This is a genomic window from Methanobrevibacter ruminantium, assembly GCF_016294135.1.
Lineage (GTDB): Archaea > Methanobacteriota > Methanobacteria > Methanobacteriales > Methanobacteriaceae > Methanobrevibacter > Methanobrevibacter ruminantium_A.
In genome coordinates this window covers 1-14869 of sequence record NZ_JAEDCO010000023.1, presented here as the reverse complement: position 1 = coordinate 14869, position 14869 = coordinate 1, and the positions used below count along the sequence as shown (strand labels likewise).

The window sequence follows — 14869 nt, the reverse complement described above, 5'->3', positions numbered from 1 at the left end:
ATTAAAAATTTTATGTCTTAATAGGGTAAGGAGATTAAATATTGAAAGATAAGTGTGGTATTGTAGGAATACATTCTAAAGACAATCTTAAGGATGTTTCTCACTTGATTTATTATGGTTTATATGCTTTACAGCATAGAGGACAGGAATCTGCAGGTATAGCTACCCATAACATCAATTATGGTTTGAACTTTTATTGTGGAATGGGTTTAGTAACTGATGTTTTTAACAATTCTTTAATCAAGAGCTTAGCTGGTAATGTAGGTATTGGGCATGTAAGATATTCCACTACTGGCCAGTCAAAAATAGAAAATTCACAGCCATTCTTCACTGAATTGGATGATGGATTCATCGCTATGGCTCATAATGGTGATATTGTTAATTCAGGTGCCTTAAGAGATGAATTGATTAAGAAAGGTTATGAATTCAAATCTGATACTGATTCTGAAGTTGTTTGTTACTTGATTAAGGAAGAGGCTAAAAACGAGAAGGATTTCCTTAAGGTAATCGATACAGTTTCTCAAAGGTTAATAGGTTCCTATTCCTTGGTTATTTTAATCAATGATGAATTGTATGTTTTAAGGGATCCTATGGCTATGAAACCTTTGGTTTTAGGTGAAACCGATGATCATTTCGTAGTTGCATCTGAAACTGTCGCATTTGATGTGATTGATGCAAGGCTTATTCGTGATCTGGAGCCTGGTGAATTGATTTACTTTAAGGACAATAAGATCAATTCCCATATATTGCCATCTGCAAAAGGTTCCAAAAGGGCACATTGTATGTTTGAATATGTTTACTTTGCCCGTCCGGATAGCGTAATTGATGAGAGAAGCGTTTACAATACAAGACTTAGAATCGGTGAAGCATTGTATAAGGAATACCCTATTGATGCAGATTTGGTATTGCCTGTTCCGGATTCATCAATCCCTGCAGCTATTGGATATGCAAGGGCTTCAGGAATTCCATACGGTGAAGGATTAATCAAGAACAGGTATGTTGGAAGAACTTTCATTATGCCAACCCAAGAAGAGCGTGAAATTGCTGTAAGACTTAAATTAAACCCATTAAGACATGAACTTGAAGGAAAAAGTGTTGTTGTAATCGATGACAGTATCGTTAGAGGTACAACTTCCGAGTCCTTAGTAAGAATCCTTAAGGCAGCAGGCGCTAAAGAGGTGCATATGTTGATTGGATGCCCTCCTGTAATTGCACCATGTTTCTACGGTGTTGCTCTTGCTACTAAAGAGGAATTGATTGCAGCTAATTTGGAAATCGATGATATCAGAAAACAATTAGGTGCAGAAACTTTAGGTTATATCAGCATAGAATCTCTTATCGAAGCTATTGGCATTGATGGGGACAAGTTATGCTTAGGCTGTATCAATGAGGATTATCCTACTGAGATTCCTGATGATTTAGAAGCGGAATCCTACTATGATTATTATCAACCTTTAAGAGATGCAGCTGAAGAAGATGAATAAATTTTCATCTTTTTTATTTTTTAAATTCTATTTTTATATTTTTATTTTTATTTAATTTTTATGAAGTTTGTTTGATTTATTTATGAGTTGTTTTTATGGTGGAATTGTTAGCTCCTGCAGGAAATTTTATTTCATTAATCAGTGCACTTAAAAATGGTGCAGATGCAGTTTATATTGGCCTTGAAGATATGAATATGAGGGTTAATGCAAGTAATTTTTCCCTCGAAGACATTAAAAAGGCAAGTGAAATGACAAGGGAGTATGGAGCTAAGCTATATGTCTGCACAAATACCATAATGAAAGACAAAGACATTGAAATGCTAAAGGGACAATTACCCTATATCAAGGAGTATGGTGCAGATGGAATCATTCTATCCGACATTTCATTAATAGATTTGGCAATTGAAAATAGCCTTGAAGCCCATATGAGCGTTCAGGAAAACACAACTAATTTTTATGCATTGAAGGCATTGGAGAAATTAGGTGTTAAAAGGGCTATTCTATCAAGGGAATTGTCTTTAGATGAAATCAAGGATATTGTTAGAAAGCTAAAGGAAAGCGATTCCTCAATCGAAACTGAAGTCTTCATTCATGGTGCAATGTGCATGGCAATATCCGGCAGATGCTTCTTGAGCTATGGATTGTATGGCAGAAGCGCTAATTGTGGAGATTGTCTCCAGCCTTGCAGAAAGGAATGGAAATTGAGCTTTGAGGAAGATGAGAATGATGATGTAATCAATTTCTCAGACTGTGATGATGAGTCATTCATTATATCAAATTCCTATGATGATTCATATAGGACAAATTTCTTCTCTCCAAAGGATATGGCATTGATAGAACATATTCCAGAACTCATTGAATCGGGAATCGATTCATTCAAGATTGAAGGAAGAGCAAGGTCTCCAGATTATGTTGCAACTGCAGTTAAGGTCTATAGGGAAGCCATTGACTTGTATCAGGAAGACCCGGAAAACTATCAATATGATCCTAAATGGATGGAAGAGCTGATGAAGGTATTCAATAGAGGTTATGATACTGGATTTTATTTCGATGTTCCTTATGAAATCAGTGAAAACAACCAATCAGAATTCATTAAGAAGGATATTGGGAAGGTAGTGAATTATTATAATAAGATTAGAGTTGCAGAGCTAAAGATATGGGATGATTTGGCTATTGGTGATGAGATTATGGTTCAAGGGCCAACAACAGGTTCCATCACTCATGTAATCGACTCTATGCAAATTGATGGAAAAGCTATTGAAAAGGCAGAAAAAGGTTCAAATGTAGCAATAGCAATTGATGAGAAATTAAGGGAAAGCGATTTTGTTTATAAGTTAATCCCTAGAGAATAATTATTATACTTACTAAATTACGGATTATTTTAAAACTATTGGTGTAAAGATGAAAAGACAGAAGAAAATAGCTATTTATGGAAAAGGTGGTATTGGAAAAAGTACCACAGTAGCTAATATTGCAGCAGCTTATAGTGAAGATGATAAGAAGGTTATGGTAATAGGTTGTGATCCTAAATCTGACACTACAAGAACCTTATGCGGTAAAAGGATACCTACAATTGTAAACACCTTAAAGGACAATAAGGCTCCAGAGCTTTCAGATTTGGTCTTTGAAGGGTTTAATCAAATCAAGTGTGTTGAAAGCGGAGGTCCTGAACCTGGAGTGGGATGTGCAGGACGTGGAGTTATTGTTGCAATGAAACGTTTAGAGAATCTAAACGCCTTTGATGAGGATTTCGATGTTATTCTTTACGATGTTTTAGGTGATGTTGTCTGTGGAGGATTTTCAGTTCCTCTTAGAGAGGATTATGCTGATGAGGTATTCATTGTATCCTCTGGTGAATACATGTCCTTATATGCTGCAAATAACATTTCCAAAGGAATCAAGAAGCTAAAAGGTAACCTTGGAGGAATCATTTGCAATTGCAAAGGAATTGAAAATGAAGAGGAGATTGTCAGTTCATTTGCTGAAAAAATCAACACTCAAGTAATAGGATTCATAGGAAGAAGCAACTTGATTCAAAGAAGTGAATTGGATGCAAAAACAGTAGTTGAATATGCTCCTGATTCAGATGAGGCAGAAGCTTATAGAAAATTAGCAAGCGATATTTTCATTAATGATAATTTCTCAACTCCAGAGCCAATTGAAGATGAGGATTTTGAAAATTTCTTTAAGTCATTCTTGGATTAATGCCTTATTCTTTCTTTTTTATTACTTTTTTTTATTTATTACTTTTTTTAATTTAAAATATTTTTTATTAATCTTTTCAATTAAAAAACTATTTTTTTAATTATTTTAAAGATTTATGATTTTGTTATTTTATTAAATATTTTATTGAATTGGATGAACTATAATATTAAATCAGATTATTTTTTTTTTTTTTTTTTTTACAAAATCATATAATTATCAGTTACTTTTCCTGGTTTAGGGTTTACATTTAAATAGTATTACTTATATAAAAATCAAATGTCTTTAAAAGATATTATTAAATTTAGGTGTTAAAAAAAAATGGAAATAAGTGAAATAATTAAGGATGCATTAGTATATTCTTTAAATAACGTTAAATCTTTAATCATTTATGTGATTATTGGTATGGTTACTGGAATTTTAGGTGGAGCAAGCCTCATTGCTATGGCTTCATAAGTAACAGGCAATATTTTGTTGCTGCTGGTGGATTTGGATTTATTGGAATATTAGTAATGATCATTGGTACATTGTTAATTTCCGGATATGGTTTGGATATTGTTAAATACGGTATCGAAAGAAGAGAAGACGGTCCTGGCATTGATATTGTCAGACAAATCTTGAATGCTATTAAATTAATCATTGTTAGTTTTGTTTACTATATTATCCCAGCAGTTATTGCATGGTTATTATACACTCTTTTAGGTAGAGGTATTTTAACTGTATTAGTTGTATTAATTATCTACATTGTTTTTGCATTTGCTCAATTCATGGCAATATGCAGATTAGCTAAATATGATAGTTTAGGAGCAGTTTTATCCATCAATGAAGTTATTGGTGACATACCTAAAATCGGTATGTTAAAAGTTCTTTTAACTATTATTGCAGTACTTGTCATTGCATTTATCATTGCATTTATTTTTGCATTAGTATATCAAGTAAATGACATTCTCGGAGGAATATTGTTAGGTATCTTTGGTGTATACGCAACATTCTTCTATAACAGAGCAATTGGTTTATTATACTCTCAAGTATAAATAAACCCTTTTCTTTTTTTATTTATTATTTTTTATTTTTAACTAATTTTAATTCTTATTTTTCATTAACTCTTTTTTAAAATAGCTTAAATTATGATATGTCATATCCAACTTTTCATATGCACTTTTTACAGAATTCATGGCGTCTCTTTTTCTTTTAAAATAGATTAAATGGGAACTGCAATTGCAATCAGAACATCCGAATTTAGGAACTTCATCACCATCTTCAGCTATTGTTGATGCCAAATCACATTCAATCTTCTTATCAGATACATTAAAGAGAACATCCCTTATTTCACTGCTTTCATTTTTAAGTAGGTAATCTATATGCCAATGAAGTTTCTTGTCATCAGACAGATGCCTATTAATTCTTGCAACAAGTGAATTCATGGCTGAACCTATGTAAACATAGTATCCTTTCCTAAATTTATAGTCATGATGATGATGTCCTATGTCAAGTTTCTCACTTTTTCTCATAGATATGATTAAACAGTATGTGCCTTTCATAATTTAACAACTTTTGTTTTTATTTTTAATATGATTAATCGTTATTTTTATTAAATTAATTGAATGTTTTTGTGCATAAATTATTATGTGTAAATGTTATCTATTTTAGGTTTTTTAAATTTTCTAGTGCATCACTATTGTTTTTATGAATCATTCCAACTTTTTCACATTCATCAAGTTCCACGCAATCTGCGCATGTTTCATATTTTCTTGCTGAAGCGCATTGTCTTATAGGGCAAATTGAATCACAGAATGGAGTTTTCACTCCATCAATCCTGCACCCTACACAATTAATCATTTCTGGACTTATTTCCACTCCATTTAGTTCGCTCCAAAGCTTTGAAACTTTTTCACGTAGTTCATTATCATCATTCACTGTTGCTATGCGAGCTTCACAGCTCTCACAATCCAATCCGCAATATGCAATGTATTCATTCATAATAATCCCCCTATTGATTTTTTTATTTTTAGAATAATTTTGTTTGTCTAGTGCTGTCATTTATGATATGACTTTTTTGGCTCATCTCTTTGATGATGTTATCTTCCTTTATTTTCCCTATCAGAATCGGAGATTTTGGATCATGAAGTTTCAAGTTCCTTTTGACCAATTTCTTATTTGAATTGGCATAGCAGTATAGGCATCCATGATCGCATGTGTTGTATTCCCCTATATCATTATTCAAAAGGCAATGGCACTCTCCATTTCTTGCCTTTTGCTTAGAAATATTTAAGTTTTTATTGATTGCTCTTTCAATCACCTCTTTTGTCATGCAACCACTTGAATCTATGCCGAATTTGTCTAATTCAGTTCCTTCTACGCATGTTTTAATTCTTATGTTATTTTCATTTCCTATTCGAGCAAATTCTTTCCCTATCTTTAATCTTTCATCTTTAGTTACTTCTCTTGCTTTAGGAAAATTGCGTTTTGTTTTTTCATATAAATCAATAAAGCTTATTATTGCTTCAGTTGTATAACCTGATAATGAATTTAGCATATCTTCAAATGATTCAATGTGCTTTTCCAAAGTGTATTTCTCATTGATGAAGATTGGATCATACCTTAATGTAACATTTTCCTTTCCTAATTTTTTAGATAGGTATTTGAAGCTTTCTAAAACATCATCTACTGGTGGGACATTTGGCTCTATATCCTTTTCATAGGGGGTGATTGTTATATGCCAATACTGATTGAACTTATCTATCTTTTCAAGATTTTCAAACATTGGTTGTGGATTTTTAGTGCAGAATATTATGCAATCAATTAACGCTGGATCTAATTTATATGAATAGATTTGGTTCTTTGCATATGGGCTTCTTACATAAACGAATCCATCATCTATTCTGTTATAGAGCCATTCGCTGAAAAATCCGGGAATGTCTGTTCTTAAGCCAGTATTCAATATCATTTTAAAACTCCTTTTAGAAAAATTTCATCTTTTCTTATCATATATCTATTTGGAATTGGTTTTTTAAAAATATTTTTATAAAATAATAACCATAACTCTTATTATGAATTTTAAGATTAAGGCAAGGGGTCATGAAAACGTACTGTCTTTGCATAAATCCACATTTGAAATTACAAAGGATAATGATTTGAGTCTTGCCGGAGATTGCATTATCGGATTGGATATTGATAAGTCAATGGAGGACTTTCCAGAAGAATTTAAGGAAAAACTGGCAAATGATGATACAAAAGTAATTGTTGAATTAAACACTCCTAATGCCTCTGATACCATAGAAGGATTTGGCCATCACGATTTAAGCTTATCTCATCCAACAGATATTGTTTGCAGAAAAAGCACATTTGTGTGCTCTAGAACCTTAATGATTAATTCTAACAAAGCAGCTATTGATTTAAATAGGGATTTGATTAAGGATTTGGCTAATGGTGAATCTATGGAGGTTAACATTAAGCTTATTTGATTTCTGAACTAATTTTTATTTAAGTTGGTAGTAATATTTAAATAAGATAATAAATATATTATATAGTACTGTACTATTCATCTGTTTTTATGCAGGGGTGGTCGAGCGGTCAAAGGCGCTAGGTTGAGGGCCTAGTGGGTTAGTCCCTTCGCGGGTTCGATTCCCGTCCCCTGCACCATTTTTATAATCTATTTTTATTTGATCTTACTTGATTTTACTTGATTTCTTACTTTTTTTAACATATTTTGATAGCTTATTTTTTTAAAAAGCCTATTTTTTCATCAGATTTATATATCTTTATTAATAAAAATAATAATATACTAATTATTTAAATAATTCTTTGAATAAGAATTATTAGAATTATACGAATTTTAAAATTCTAATTTATTTGAGGTGTAATGATGAAGGCAGTTATTCCAGCAGCAGGGTTAGGAACAAGATTCTTGCCTGCTACAAAGGCCCAACCTAAAGAAATGCTACCGGTTTATGATAAGCCTACTATTCAATATGTAATAGAGGAATCAGTTAATTCCGGTGTAGATGACATTTTAATTGTTACAGGTAAAGGTAAAAGGTCAATTGAAGACCATTTTGACAGATCTTTTGAATTGGAGCATCATTTAAAAACAAAAGGTAAAGAAGAGTTTTTAAAGGAAATAGAATATATTTCTGATTTGGCAGATATCCATTTCATAAGGCAAAAGAAGCAAAAAGGTCTTGGTGATGCTATCTATTGTGCTAAAAAGCATGTTGGAAATGATCCTTTTGTAGTTATGTTAGGGGATACAATCACTAAAGACACTGTTCCATGCACAAAGCAATTAATTGACATCCATGAGAAATATGGCAAATCAGTCATCGCTTTGGAAGAGGTTCCTGATGAGAAGGTAGAAAGATACGGTATCATTGGTGGTGAAGAGATTGAACCTAATATCTATCAAATCGATAAATTAGTCGAAAAGCCACCTTTAAGAGTTGCACCAAGTAATTTGGCTATTATGGGAAGATATGTTCTCACCCCAGACATCTTTGACTGCATTGAAAATGTCGAGCCTGGTTACGGTGGTGAAATCCAATTGACTGATGCATTGTCTAAATTGGATGAAATCTATGGTCAAGTCTTTAAAGGCCAGTCCTATGATATTGGTAATCGTATCGATTGGTTAAAAACTTCCTTAAGATTTGCATTGGAAGATGAAAAAGCTAAAGATGAAATTCTAAACTTTATTAAAAATGAGATAATTTAATTTTTACAATTATCCTCTTTTTATTTTTAATTTTTCAATTGTTTAAGTGATTCAATGATTAATGAAAAAAGCCCTGAAGAGGAAATCGAAGAGCTGAAGATACAGCTTTCCAATTACAGAAAGGAAAATCGCATTCTCAAGGAAAGGTGTGAATCCTATGAAGATAGGATAGAGCACTTTGCTATTGAAAGGGAAAACCTTTCAAGAGACATTATGAGATTTGAATCAATGGAAATGGAACTTAAGCAGTATGATATCGAGGAATTAGGTCTTGAAACCAAGAAATTGAATCATAGGGTTGATATTCTTAGGAGATATCTTAAAGCTGAAAGGCAAGACAATGAAAAATTGAATGAACTTATAAATAAGTTGACAAAAGAATTGAATGATGCCAATTATGAAATTGCTAATCTTGAAAGGGACTTAAGGAAATCCCGGATTCGCCAAAATCAAAGAACATACAATTTGGAAAATCGTTTGGATATAGCATATACAAAATTGGCACAGATGAAATACACTTTAAATGAATTTGAGGAATTAGGATTTTTTAAAAGGGTTAGAGGCAAGAAACCTGAAAGCCTCGGTGATATTGACAGTTAGTATAAACTTTTATTTTACAATTGATATTTATTTGATAAAAAGGTGTTTTTTATGGAAACTCAAAGAATTATGGTAACTGGAGGAGCAGGATTTATAGGAACTAATCTTGTTAATGAACTTAGAAGCAGAGGTCATGAAGTATTGTCAGTTGACTTATTGCATCATGAAGATGAGGCTGATTTATACTCTGATTCCTATTCTGACTATGTTAGAGGGGATATTCGTAACTATCGTCAAATGGAAAGAATCTTTGATGACAATGAAAAATTCGATTATGTTTACAACTTAGCTGCGGAATATGGAAGATGGAATGGTGAAGGATATTATGAAAACCTTTGGGAAACCAATGTAATCGGTTTGAAAAACATGATTCGTCTTCAAGAGAAATTAGGCTTTAGAATGATTTCATTCTCATCTGCAGAAGTTTATGGTGATTATGAAGGAATCATGACTGAAGATGTAATGGAAAACAGGCCAATTAAAGACACTTATCAAATGAATGACTATGCGATTTCCAAATGGGCTGGAGAATTGATGTGCATGAACTCAGCAACTATGTTTGGAACTGAAACAGTAAGAGTACGTCCTGTAAACTGTTATGGTCCTCATGAAGCTTATTCTCCATACAAAGGTTTCATCCCTATTTTCATTTACAAAGCACTTCATGGATTGCCTTATTCAGTTCATAAAGGACATAAGAGAATTATTGATTATGTTGAAGACACTGCAAATACCTTTGCAAATATTGTAGATAACTTTATTCCTGGTGAAGTTTACAATGTTGGAAGTAAACAGGAATGGGAAATGACCATTGAAGAATATTCTGACTTAGTATTGGAAGCCGTAGGGATTGATGATTCCTTGGTAACCTACACTCCTGCTGAAGCATTCACTACAAAGGTCAAGACCATTGACTTTTCCAAAGCTATTCGCGATTTAAAGCATGATCCGAAAGTTGACCCTAAAGAGGGAATAAGAAGAACTGTAGAATGGATGAAATGGTATTATAGGATTGAAGATTAATTTTTAATATCAATTTTATAAGCAATTTAAGCAATTTTAATCAATTTTAATCATCTTTTACTATTTTTCAGTTGTTTAAAATTTCATAATCTATTAATTATTTTTTCAAGTGATAAAATGGCAAATGTAGTGGCTATCATACCTGCATACAATGAGGAAAAGGCCTTAGCTGATGTCATAGGCAAAACTTTAGACTATGTTGATGAAGTTATCGTTGTAGATGATGGGAGCAGTGATAAGACTTCTGAAGTAGCTGTTGAAGCAGGCGCTCGAGTAATTAAGCATAGTGTTAATTTAGGTAAGGGTGAAGCGTTGAAATCAGGTTTTAAAGCTATTGAGGGTGATTCAATAATCATTACAATAGATGGTGATGGCCAACATAATCCTAATGAGATTCCTGATTTAGTAAGGCCTATCATTGAAGATAGTGCAGATTTAGTCAATGGGAGTAGGTATATGAATGGTCCTGAAGAAAACACTCCTGCTTACAGAAGAGTTGGACAAAAGGTCTTGGATATTGCCACAAATATCTCTGCAGGAACTAAGGTAACAGATTCCCAAAGCGGTTTTAGAGCATTTTCCTCCAAATCCAAAAATGTTTTCAGATTTAAGGATACAGGGTTTGGAATTGAAAGTGAAATGCTTGTTGATGCAGCTGAAGAGGGATTGAAAATAGTTGAAGTTCCTATAACAGTTCGCTATGATTTGAATGGATCTACAAAAGACCCAATAACTCATGGTGTAGGTGTTTTATTCAATATCACCAAAGATAAAGTTCTCAGAACTTTTAAAAAATAGTCTTTTTTTAATTAGAAAATAGACGTAATATAAAAATAGCTTTTTTAGTTTTTTATTAAAAATAGAAATTAAAAAATAGCTATTTCTAATATATTTCTAATAGCTATTAAATTAGTTAAAATAAAATTAGAACCTTTGTGGTTTTAGTTTTTTGGTTTTTTCTTTGCTTGCATTCTTAGCTTCTTTTGTATATTTATCACAAATGTTATTCACTTCTCCAATCTCACGGACTTTTCCCTTTTCAATCCAGATTGCCTTATCACATATGGAACGGATTTCTGGAATGGAGTGAGATACAAGCAATACAGTAGTGTTGGATTCCATCAATGATTTGAGCTTTTCCTTACTTTTCTTTCTGAAAGTGATGTCTCCTACACCTAATACTTCATCAAGAATTAGAATATCTGGATCCACTATTGTAGCGATTGAAAAACCAAGCTTTGAAAGCATACCAGAAGAGTAATTCTTAACTGCAAGATTTATGAAATCCCCAAGTTCGCTGAATTCCAAGATTTCATCATACTTTTCTCTAAGGAATTTCTCACCATATCCTAAAATAGCACCATTCAAGAATATGTTTTCTCTTCCAGAGTAGTTCTTATCAAATCCTGCACCTAAGGATAATAAAGGAGCAATGTTACCGTTGATGATCACATCACCTTCATCAGGTGAGTAAACTCCAGAAATGATTTTCAAAAGAGTACTTTTTCCAGCACCATTGTATCCGATAAGACCTACCTTTTCACCTTTGTAGATTTTAAAGGATACGTCGTCAGTAGCCTTAAAAATGGTTTTCTTTTCCTTGTTTCTCTTCAAGGTCCTGATAACATATTCCTTAAGGTTGTCTATCTTATCATTTCCTATCTTAAAGCTTAGGCTGACATTTCTTAGTTCGATAGCAACATTGTCATCACCAGTGGTTTGGAGATAACTTTGGTTATTGTTATATTCCTCTAATAATTTAGCCTTTCTTTCCTTGTTTTGCTTTCTTTTAAGTGCTTTTTCTTCTTTTTCTTTTTCTTCAGCAAGTCTTTTTGCTTCAAGTTCCTTTTGTTTTTCTTCTTCTTCAATTCTTTTCTTTTCCTCTTCAGATTCCTTTAAGAAGAAAGTAGTGAGTTCAGTCTTTTCATACTCTTCGCTACCATCAAAAATAAGTTCAATCTTCAAGTCATTGTCAGAGTCAAAGGAAACTTCAAACTTACCTGCATCATCAGTTATGTATTGATGGGAGTTTATGAATTCTCCATCTAATTTATAAGTATTACAAGTTATGTTCTGATTGCCTAAAACAGTTTCATCAGCTGTTTTTAGGTATGCTTCGAGAGAGAATGTGTTATGAATAGACGGCACTATCTTTGTTTCAATTTTGCTATTTGTATCATTCATATTTTCCTCTCCTTAATTAGCTTTTTTCAATCAAAATTTGTTTTTTTAAATTCTTTTTATAATTCTAAAGTAATCTTGTTTTGATATTTTCTAAATACCAATACTCCAATAATAAAGATAACTATTGAAAATATAATTGTTGTTAACATAATGGTTTGTGATGGGAATCTGCCATACATTACGAATTCCCTGAATTGAGCAATGATTCCGTAAACTGGATTTAATTCCATATATCCTCTAATAGGTTGTGGAACAATATCCATTGGATAAAATATTGCACAAGCATATACTAATAAGCTTGTAAAGATTTTGTATAAGTATTCAATGTCTGTGAATTTTGTACATACGATAGCCAATATCAATCCCACTCCAGTGATTAGGATTACTAAGATTGCAATTGGAATAACTGCAAAAAGACCCATTGCATAAAATGGAGCGCCAGTTACGATCATAATTGTTATCATAACGATTAAAGACATCAAAAAGTTTAAAAATTCTGAACAGATTCCTCCAATAGCAAATATGTATCTAGGAATGAAAATCTTTTGTAAAATACTTCTGTTGCGTTTAATGGAGGTCATAGCTATTTTTGTTCCACTATTGAAGAAATCGATTACACAACGTCCAGCCATAAAGTAAACTGGGAAGTTCTCAATACTTTTTGTAAAAAAGGTGGAAAATATAGCTGTTAATAATACCATTGTAATCAATGGATTTAAAAAACTCCAAAGAATTCCTAATACAGAATCTTTATATTTGGTAGTGAAGTTTCTCTTGATGATTTGTTTTAGAAGGAAATTTTCACTACTCCCTTTTTTCAGCATATCTAAAGTCATAGTTGTTACCTATTATTAAAGTTAAGTTAATTATCAATTTAAGTAATATAATTTTAATTTATTAAATTAACTATATAAGTTTATTTATTTTTTATTTAAAAAGATTTATAAATAATTCGGTCTTTAAACAAATTAAATATAATATTCCATCGTAGATTATCATTGTTTTTCGAGTCATATTTGAAAATAGGATTATAAATTCTAAAATTTAAATTAAATTATATTAATAATGACAAACAATATTATAATATCAAATTAAAATTATAATAAAAATTATAATATAAATTATAATAAAAATTATAATATAAATTATAATAAAAATTATAATTAAAATCATATTTAAAAAGATTTAGGAGAGATAAAAATGAAATTTGAAGATTTAATTGCAAAATGTCCTAAATGCGGTTCTACTGATAAGACCGCTCACAGAAGATTCATTGATAATCATCACGCACATGCTGAATTGAAGGAATTCAAATGTGACAATTGCGGATATGTTTTTGAAACAGGTAATGATAAGGAAAAATCAGAAGAGGAAACCATTAAAAAAGACCTTATCGGTGAATTAAATAAAAAATTATAATGATTTATTTTAGATTTTTTAAAATCAACTGCTAAATTGTTTCATTCTTTATTAAATTTATTTTTGAGGGATAAAATGACTTTTCATGTAATGATCATACCAACTTTAGGATGCCCATCCAACTGTGCCTATTGTTGGGGTTCTGAAGAAAATGCAGAATTAATGGATATTGATGTGATAAATCAGATTGTCAAATGGTTAGCTAATTTTAGGGATGAGCCTGTACATTTCACTTTCCACGGTGGAGAGCCTTTGCTTGCAGGTTATGAATTCTATGAAAAGGCACTTCCATTACTTAATGATGCAACAACTCATGAAACTGAAGGTTTTTCCCTACAAAGTAATTTATGGCTATTGGATGAGGATATGGCTAAGTTATTCTCAAAATACAATATTGCTATCAGTACAAGCATTGATGGTCCTAAGGAAATCAATGATTATCAAAGAGGTGAAGGATACTTTGATAAGACCATTAAATCAGTTAAGTTAGCTACTGATAATGGAATACAAATCAACTTTGTCTGCACTTTCACTTCATATTCCAAGGATTTCTCAGATGAGATCTATGATTTCTTTAAGGAAAATGGATTGAACTTGAAAATTCATGCGGCATTGCCATCATTGCGTGGAGATAATGCAGACCCATGGGCACTTCCTCAAGAGGAACATGGAAAATTGCTAATCGATTGGTTAGATAAGTACCTATACGACTTGGATAAGTTTGTTATCATGGATTTGGACCATATTGCAAAAAGCAGTTTAAGAAGAGTAGGAACATTATGCACTTTCAATGACTGTATGGGAACTACACTTGCTGTAGGTCATGACGGTTCCATTTACCCTTGCTACCGTTTTGTTGGAATGGATGAGTACATTATGGGAAATGTATATGATGAGCCATCTATGGAAGATTTGGAGAAATCTGAAGCTTGGGAAAAACTAATGGAATTCAAGAGTTTTGTTGATGAGGACTGTGCAGATTGCAAGTTCATTAAATTCTGCAGAGGAGGATGTCCTTATAATGGAATAGTCGCTACCCAATCTCCAAGAGCTGTTGACCCTCAATGTGAAGCTTATAAGATGATCTTTGGTGAAGTTTCTAAAAAAGCCAATGAAGACTTCAAGAAACATGCAATGGCAGCATTTGGTGGAGCTCCAAGGGTTAGAAAAGAAGGGGATCCATTTTCAATTATGGATTTAATGACAAAAATGTAATTTCTAAATTCCTTTCTATTTTTTTTATTTT

17 protein-coding genes and 1 tRNA gene are annotated in these 14869 nt (G+C 32.0%); 13 read left to right on the top strand and 5 right to left on the bottom strand.

What is annotated here, in order from left to right; genetic code table 11:
- Positions 1-41: 41 nt before the first annotated feature.
- The 5 genes from purF (at position 42) to VW161_RS06285 (ending at position 4720) form a co-directional block, all read left to right on the top strand.
- A complete protein-coding gene (gene purF / locus VW161_RS06305; protein ID WP_304086436.1) occupies positions 42-1484 on the top strand; it encodes an amidophosphoribosyltransferase in 1443 nt (480 codons plus the stop codon).
- 95 nt (positions 1485-1579) lie between these two features.
- Positions 1580-2836, top strand: coding sequence for a peptidase U32 family protein (locus tag VW161_RS06300; RefSeq protein ID WP_304086440.1), 1257 nt, complete (start codon positions 1580-1582; stop codon positions 2834-2836).
- 49 nt (positions 2837-2885) lie between these two features.
- Positions 2886-3689: a Ni-sirohydrochlorin a,c-diamide reductive cyclase ATP-dependent reductase subunit gene (gene cfbC / locus VW161_RS06295; protein ID WP_325192795.1), complete on the top strand. Its 804-nt coding sequence runs from the start codon at positions 2886-2888 to the stop codon at positions 3687-3689.
- Between the two features lie 318 nt (positions 3690-4007).
- Positions 4008-4142, top strand: coding sequence for a hypothetical protein (locus VW161_RS06290; protein ID WP_325192794.1), 135 nt, complete (start codon positions 4008-4010; stop codon positions 4140-4142).
- Positions 4139-4720 carry a DUF4013 domain-containing protein gene (locus VW161_RS06285; protein WP_325192798.1) on the top strand — a complete coding sequence of 194 codons (582 nt, stop codon included), beginning with the start codon at positions 4139-4141 and terminating at the stop codon, positions 4718-4720. The genes VW161_RS06290 and VW161_RS06285 overlap by 4 nt, the downstream gene beginning before the upstream one ends.
- Before the next feature lie 48 nt (positions 4721-4768).
- Here the strand turns inward: VW161_RS06285 and VW161_RS06280 are convergent, their stop codons facing one another.
- The 3 genes from VW161_RS06280 to VW161_RS06270 form a co-directional block, all read right to left on the bottom strand.
- Positions 4769-5227 carry a GIY-YIG nuclease family protein gene (locus VW161_RS06280; protein ID WP_304086448.1) on the bottom strand — a complete coding sequence of 153 codons (459 nt, stop codon included), beginning with the start codon at positions 5225-5227 and terminating at the stop codon, positions 4769-4771.
- A gap of 100 nt (positions 5228-5327) precedes the next feature.
- On the bottom strand, positions 5328-5666 hold the full coding sequence (locus VW161_RS06275) for a DUF3795 domain-containing protein (protein ID WP_304086450.1): 339 nt from the start codon (positions 5664-5666) through the stop codon (positions 5328-5330).
- A gap of 28 nt (positions 5667-5694) precedes the next feature.
- Positions 5695-6633 carry a DUF1848 domain-containing protein gene (locus VW161_RS06270; RefSeq protein ID WP_304086453.1) on the bottom strand — a complete coding sequence of 313 codons (939 nt, stop codon included), beginning with the start codon at positions 6631-6633 and terminating at the stop codon, positions 5695-5697.
- Between the two features lie 103 nt (positions 6634-6736).
- On the opposite strand from VW161_RS06270, the gene VW161_RS06265 reads away from it, so the two are divergent.
- The 6 genes from VW161_RS06265 (at position 6737) to VW161_RS06240 (ending at position 10818) form a co-directional block, all read left to right on the top strand.
- Positions 6737-7150: a DUF371 domain-containing protein gene (locus VW161_RS06265; RefSeq protein ID WP_304086456.1), complete on the top strand. Its 414-nt coding sequence runs from the start codon at positions 6737-6739 to the stop codon at positions 7148-7150.
- Between the two features lie 91 nt (positions 7151-7241).
- Positions 7242-7328, top strand: a tRNA-Leu gene (locus tag VW161_RS06260).
- Positions 7329-7551: 223 nt separating this feature from the next.
- Positions 7552-8397 carry a UTP--glucose-1-phosphate uridylyltransferase GalU gene (gene galU / locus VW161_RS06255; protein ID WP_304086459.1) on the top strand — a complete coding sequence of 282 codons (846 nt, stop codon included), beginning with the start codon at positions 7552-7554 and terminating at the stop codon, positions 8395-8397.
- Between the two features lie 54 nt (positions 8398-8451).
- Entirely contained in the window at positions 8452-8997 is a 546-nt protein-coding gene (locus VW161_RS06250) for a hypothetical protein (RefSeq protein ID WP_304092596.1), read from the top strand.
- Between the two features lie 51 nt (positions 8998-9048).
- Positions 9049-10020, top strand: a complete 972-nt coding sequence (locus tag VW161_RS06245) for an NAD-dependent epimerase/dehydratase family protein (RefSeq protein ID WP_298534533.1) — start codon at positions 9049-9051, stop codon at positions 10018-10020.
- Between the two features lie 117 nt (positions 10021-10137).
- On the top strand, positions 10138-10818 hold the full coding sequence (locus tag VW161_RS06240) for a glycosyltransferase family 2 protein (RefSeq protein ID WP_325192793.1): 681 nt from the start codon (positions 10138-10140) through the stop codon (positions 10816-10818).
- A 126-nt stretch (positions 10819-10944) separates the two neighbouring features.
- Here the strand turns inward: VW161_RS06240 and VW161_RS06235 are convergent, their stop codons facing one another.
- Positions 10945-12204 (bottom strand): ABC transporter ATP-binding protein, encoded by a 1260-nt coding sequence (locus tag VW161_RS06235; protein ID WP_325192792.1) that lies wholly within the window; start codon positions 12202-12204, stop codon positions 10945-10947.
- A 56-nt stretch (positions 12205-12260) separates the two neighbouring features.
- Entirely contained in the window at positions 12261-13040 is a 780-nt protein-coding gene (locus tag VW161_RS06230) for an ABC transporter permease (protein WP_325192791.1), read from the bottom strand.
- Positions 13041-13404: 364 nt separating this feature from the next.
- Here VW161_RS06230 and VW161_RS06225 point away from each other — a divergent pair, with 364 nt between their 5' ends.
- Both VW161_RS06225 and VW161_RS06220 read left to right on the top strand, forming a co-directional pair.
- Positions 13405-13623, top strand: a complete 219-nt coding sequence (locus tag VW161_RS06225) for a TIGR04165 family Cys-rich peptide (RefSeq protein ID WP_298534543.1) — start codon at positions 13405-13407, stop codon at positions 13621-13623.
- 75 nt (positions 13624-13698) lie between these two features.
- Positions 13699-14838, top strand: coding sequence for a TIGR04083 family peptide-modifying radical SAM enzyme (locus VW161_RS06220; RefSeq protein ID WP_304086475.1), 1140 nt, complete (start codon positions 13699-13701; stop codon positions 14836-14838).
- Positions 14839-14869: the final 31 nt, after the last annotated feature.

Bases quoted from the DNA above. Each gene is read 5' to 3' on its own strand.
- cfbC (WP_325192795.1), top strand. From the start codon at position 2,886: ATGAAAAGACAGAAGAAAATAGCTATTTATGGAAAAGGTGGTATTGGA.
- VW161_RS06235 (WP_325192792.1), bottom strand. From the start codon at position 12,204: ATGAATGATACAAATAGCAAAATTGAAACAAAGATAGTGCCGTCTATT.
- galU (WP_304086459.1), top strand. From the start codon at position 7,552: ATGAAGGCAGTTATTCCAGCAGCAGGGTTAGGAACAAGATTCTTGCCT.
- VW161_RS06290 (WP_325192794.1), top strand. From the start codon at position 4,008: ATGGAAATAAGTGAAATAATTAAGGATGCATTAGTATATTCTTTAAAT.
- VW161_RS06220 (WP_304086475.1), top strand. From the start codon at position 13,699: ATGACTTTTCATGTAATGATCATACCAACTTTAGGATGCCCATCCAAC.
- VW161_RS06230 (WP_325192791.1), bottom strand. From the start codon at position 13,040: ATGACTTTAGATATGCTGAAAAAAGGGAGTAGTGAAAATTTCCTTCTA.
- VW161_RS06270 (WP_304086453.1), bottom strand. From the start codon at position 6,633: ATGATATTGAATACTGGCTTAAGAACAGACATTCCCGGATTTTTCAGC.
- VW161_RS06275 (WP_304086450.1), bottom strand. From the start codon at position 5,666: ATGAATGAATACATTGCATATTGCGGATTGGATTGTGAGAGCTGTGAA.
- VW161_RS06300 (WP_304086440.1), top strand. From the start codon at position 1,580: ATGGTGGAATTGTTAGCTCCTGCAGGAAATTTTATTTCATTAATCAGT.
- VW161_RS06280 (WP_304086448.1), bottom strand. From the start codon at position 5,227: ATGAAAGGCACATACTGTTTAATCATATCTATGAGAAAAAGTGAGAAA.
- VW161_RS06265 (WP_304086456.1), top strand. From the start codon at position 6,737: ATGAATTTTAAGATTAAGGCAAGGGGTCATGAAAACGTACTGTCTTTG.
- VW161_RS06240 (WP_325192793.1), top strand. From the start codon at position 10,138: ATGGCAAATGTAGTGGCTATCATACCTGCATACAATGAGGAAAAGGCC.
- VW161_RS06245 (WP_298534533.1), top strand. From the start codon at position 9,049: ATGGAAACTCAAAGAATTATGGTAACTGGAGGAGCAGGATTTATAGGA.
- VW161_RS06250 (WP_304092596.1), top strand. From the start codon at position 8,452: ATGATTAATGAAAAAAGCCCTGAAGAGGAAATCGAAGAGCTGAAGATA.
- VW161_RS06225 (WP_298534543.1), top strand. From the start codon at position 13,405: ATGAAATTTGAAGATTTAATTGCAAAATGTCCTAAATGCGGTTCTACT.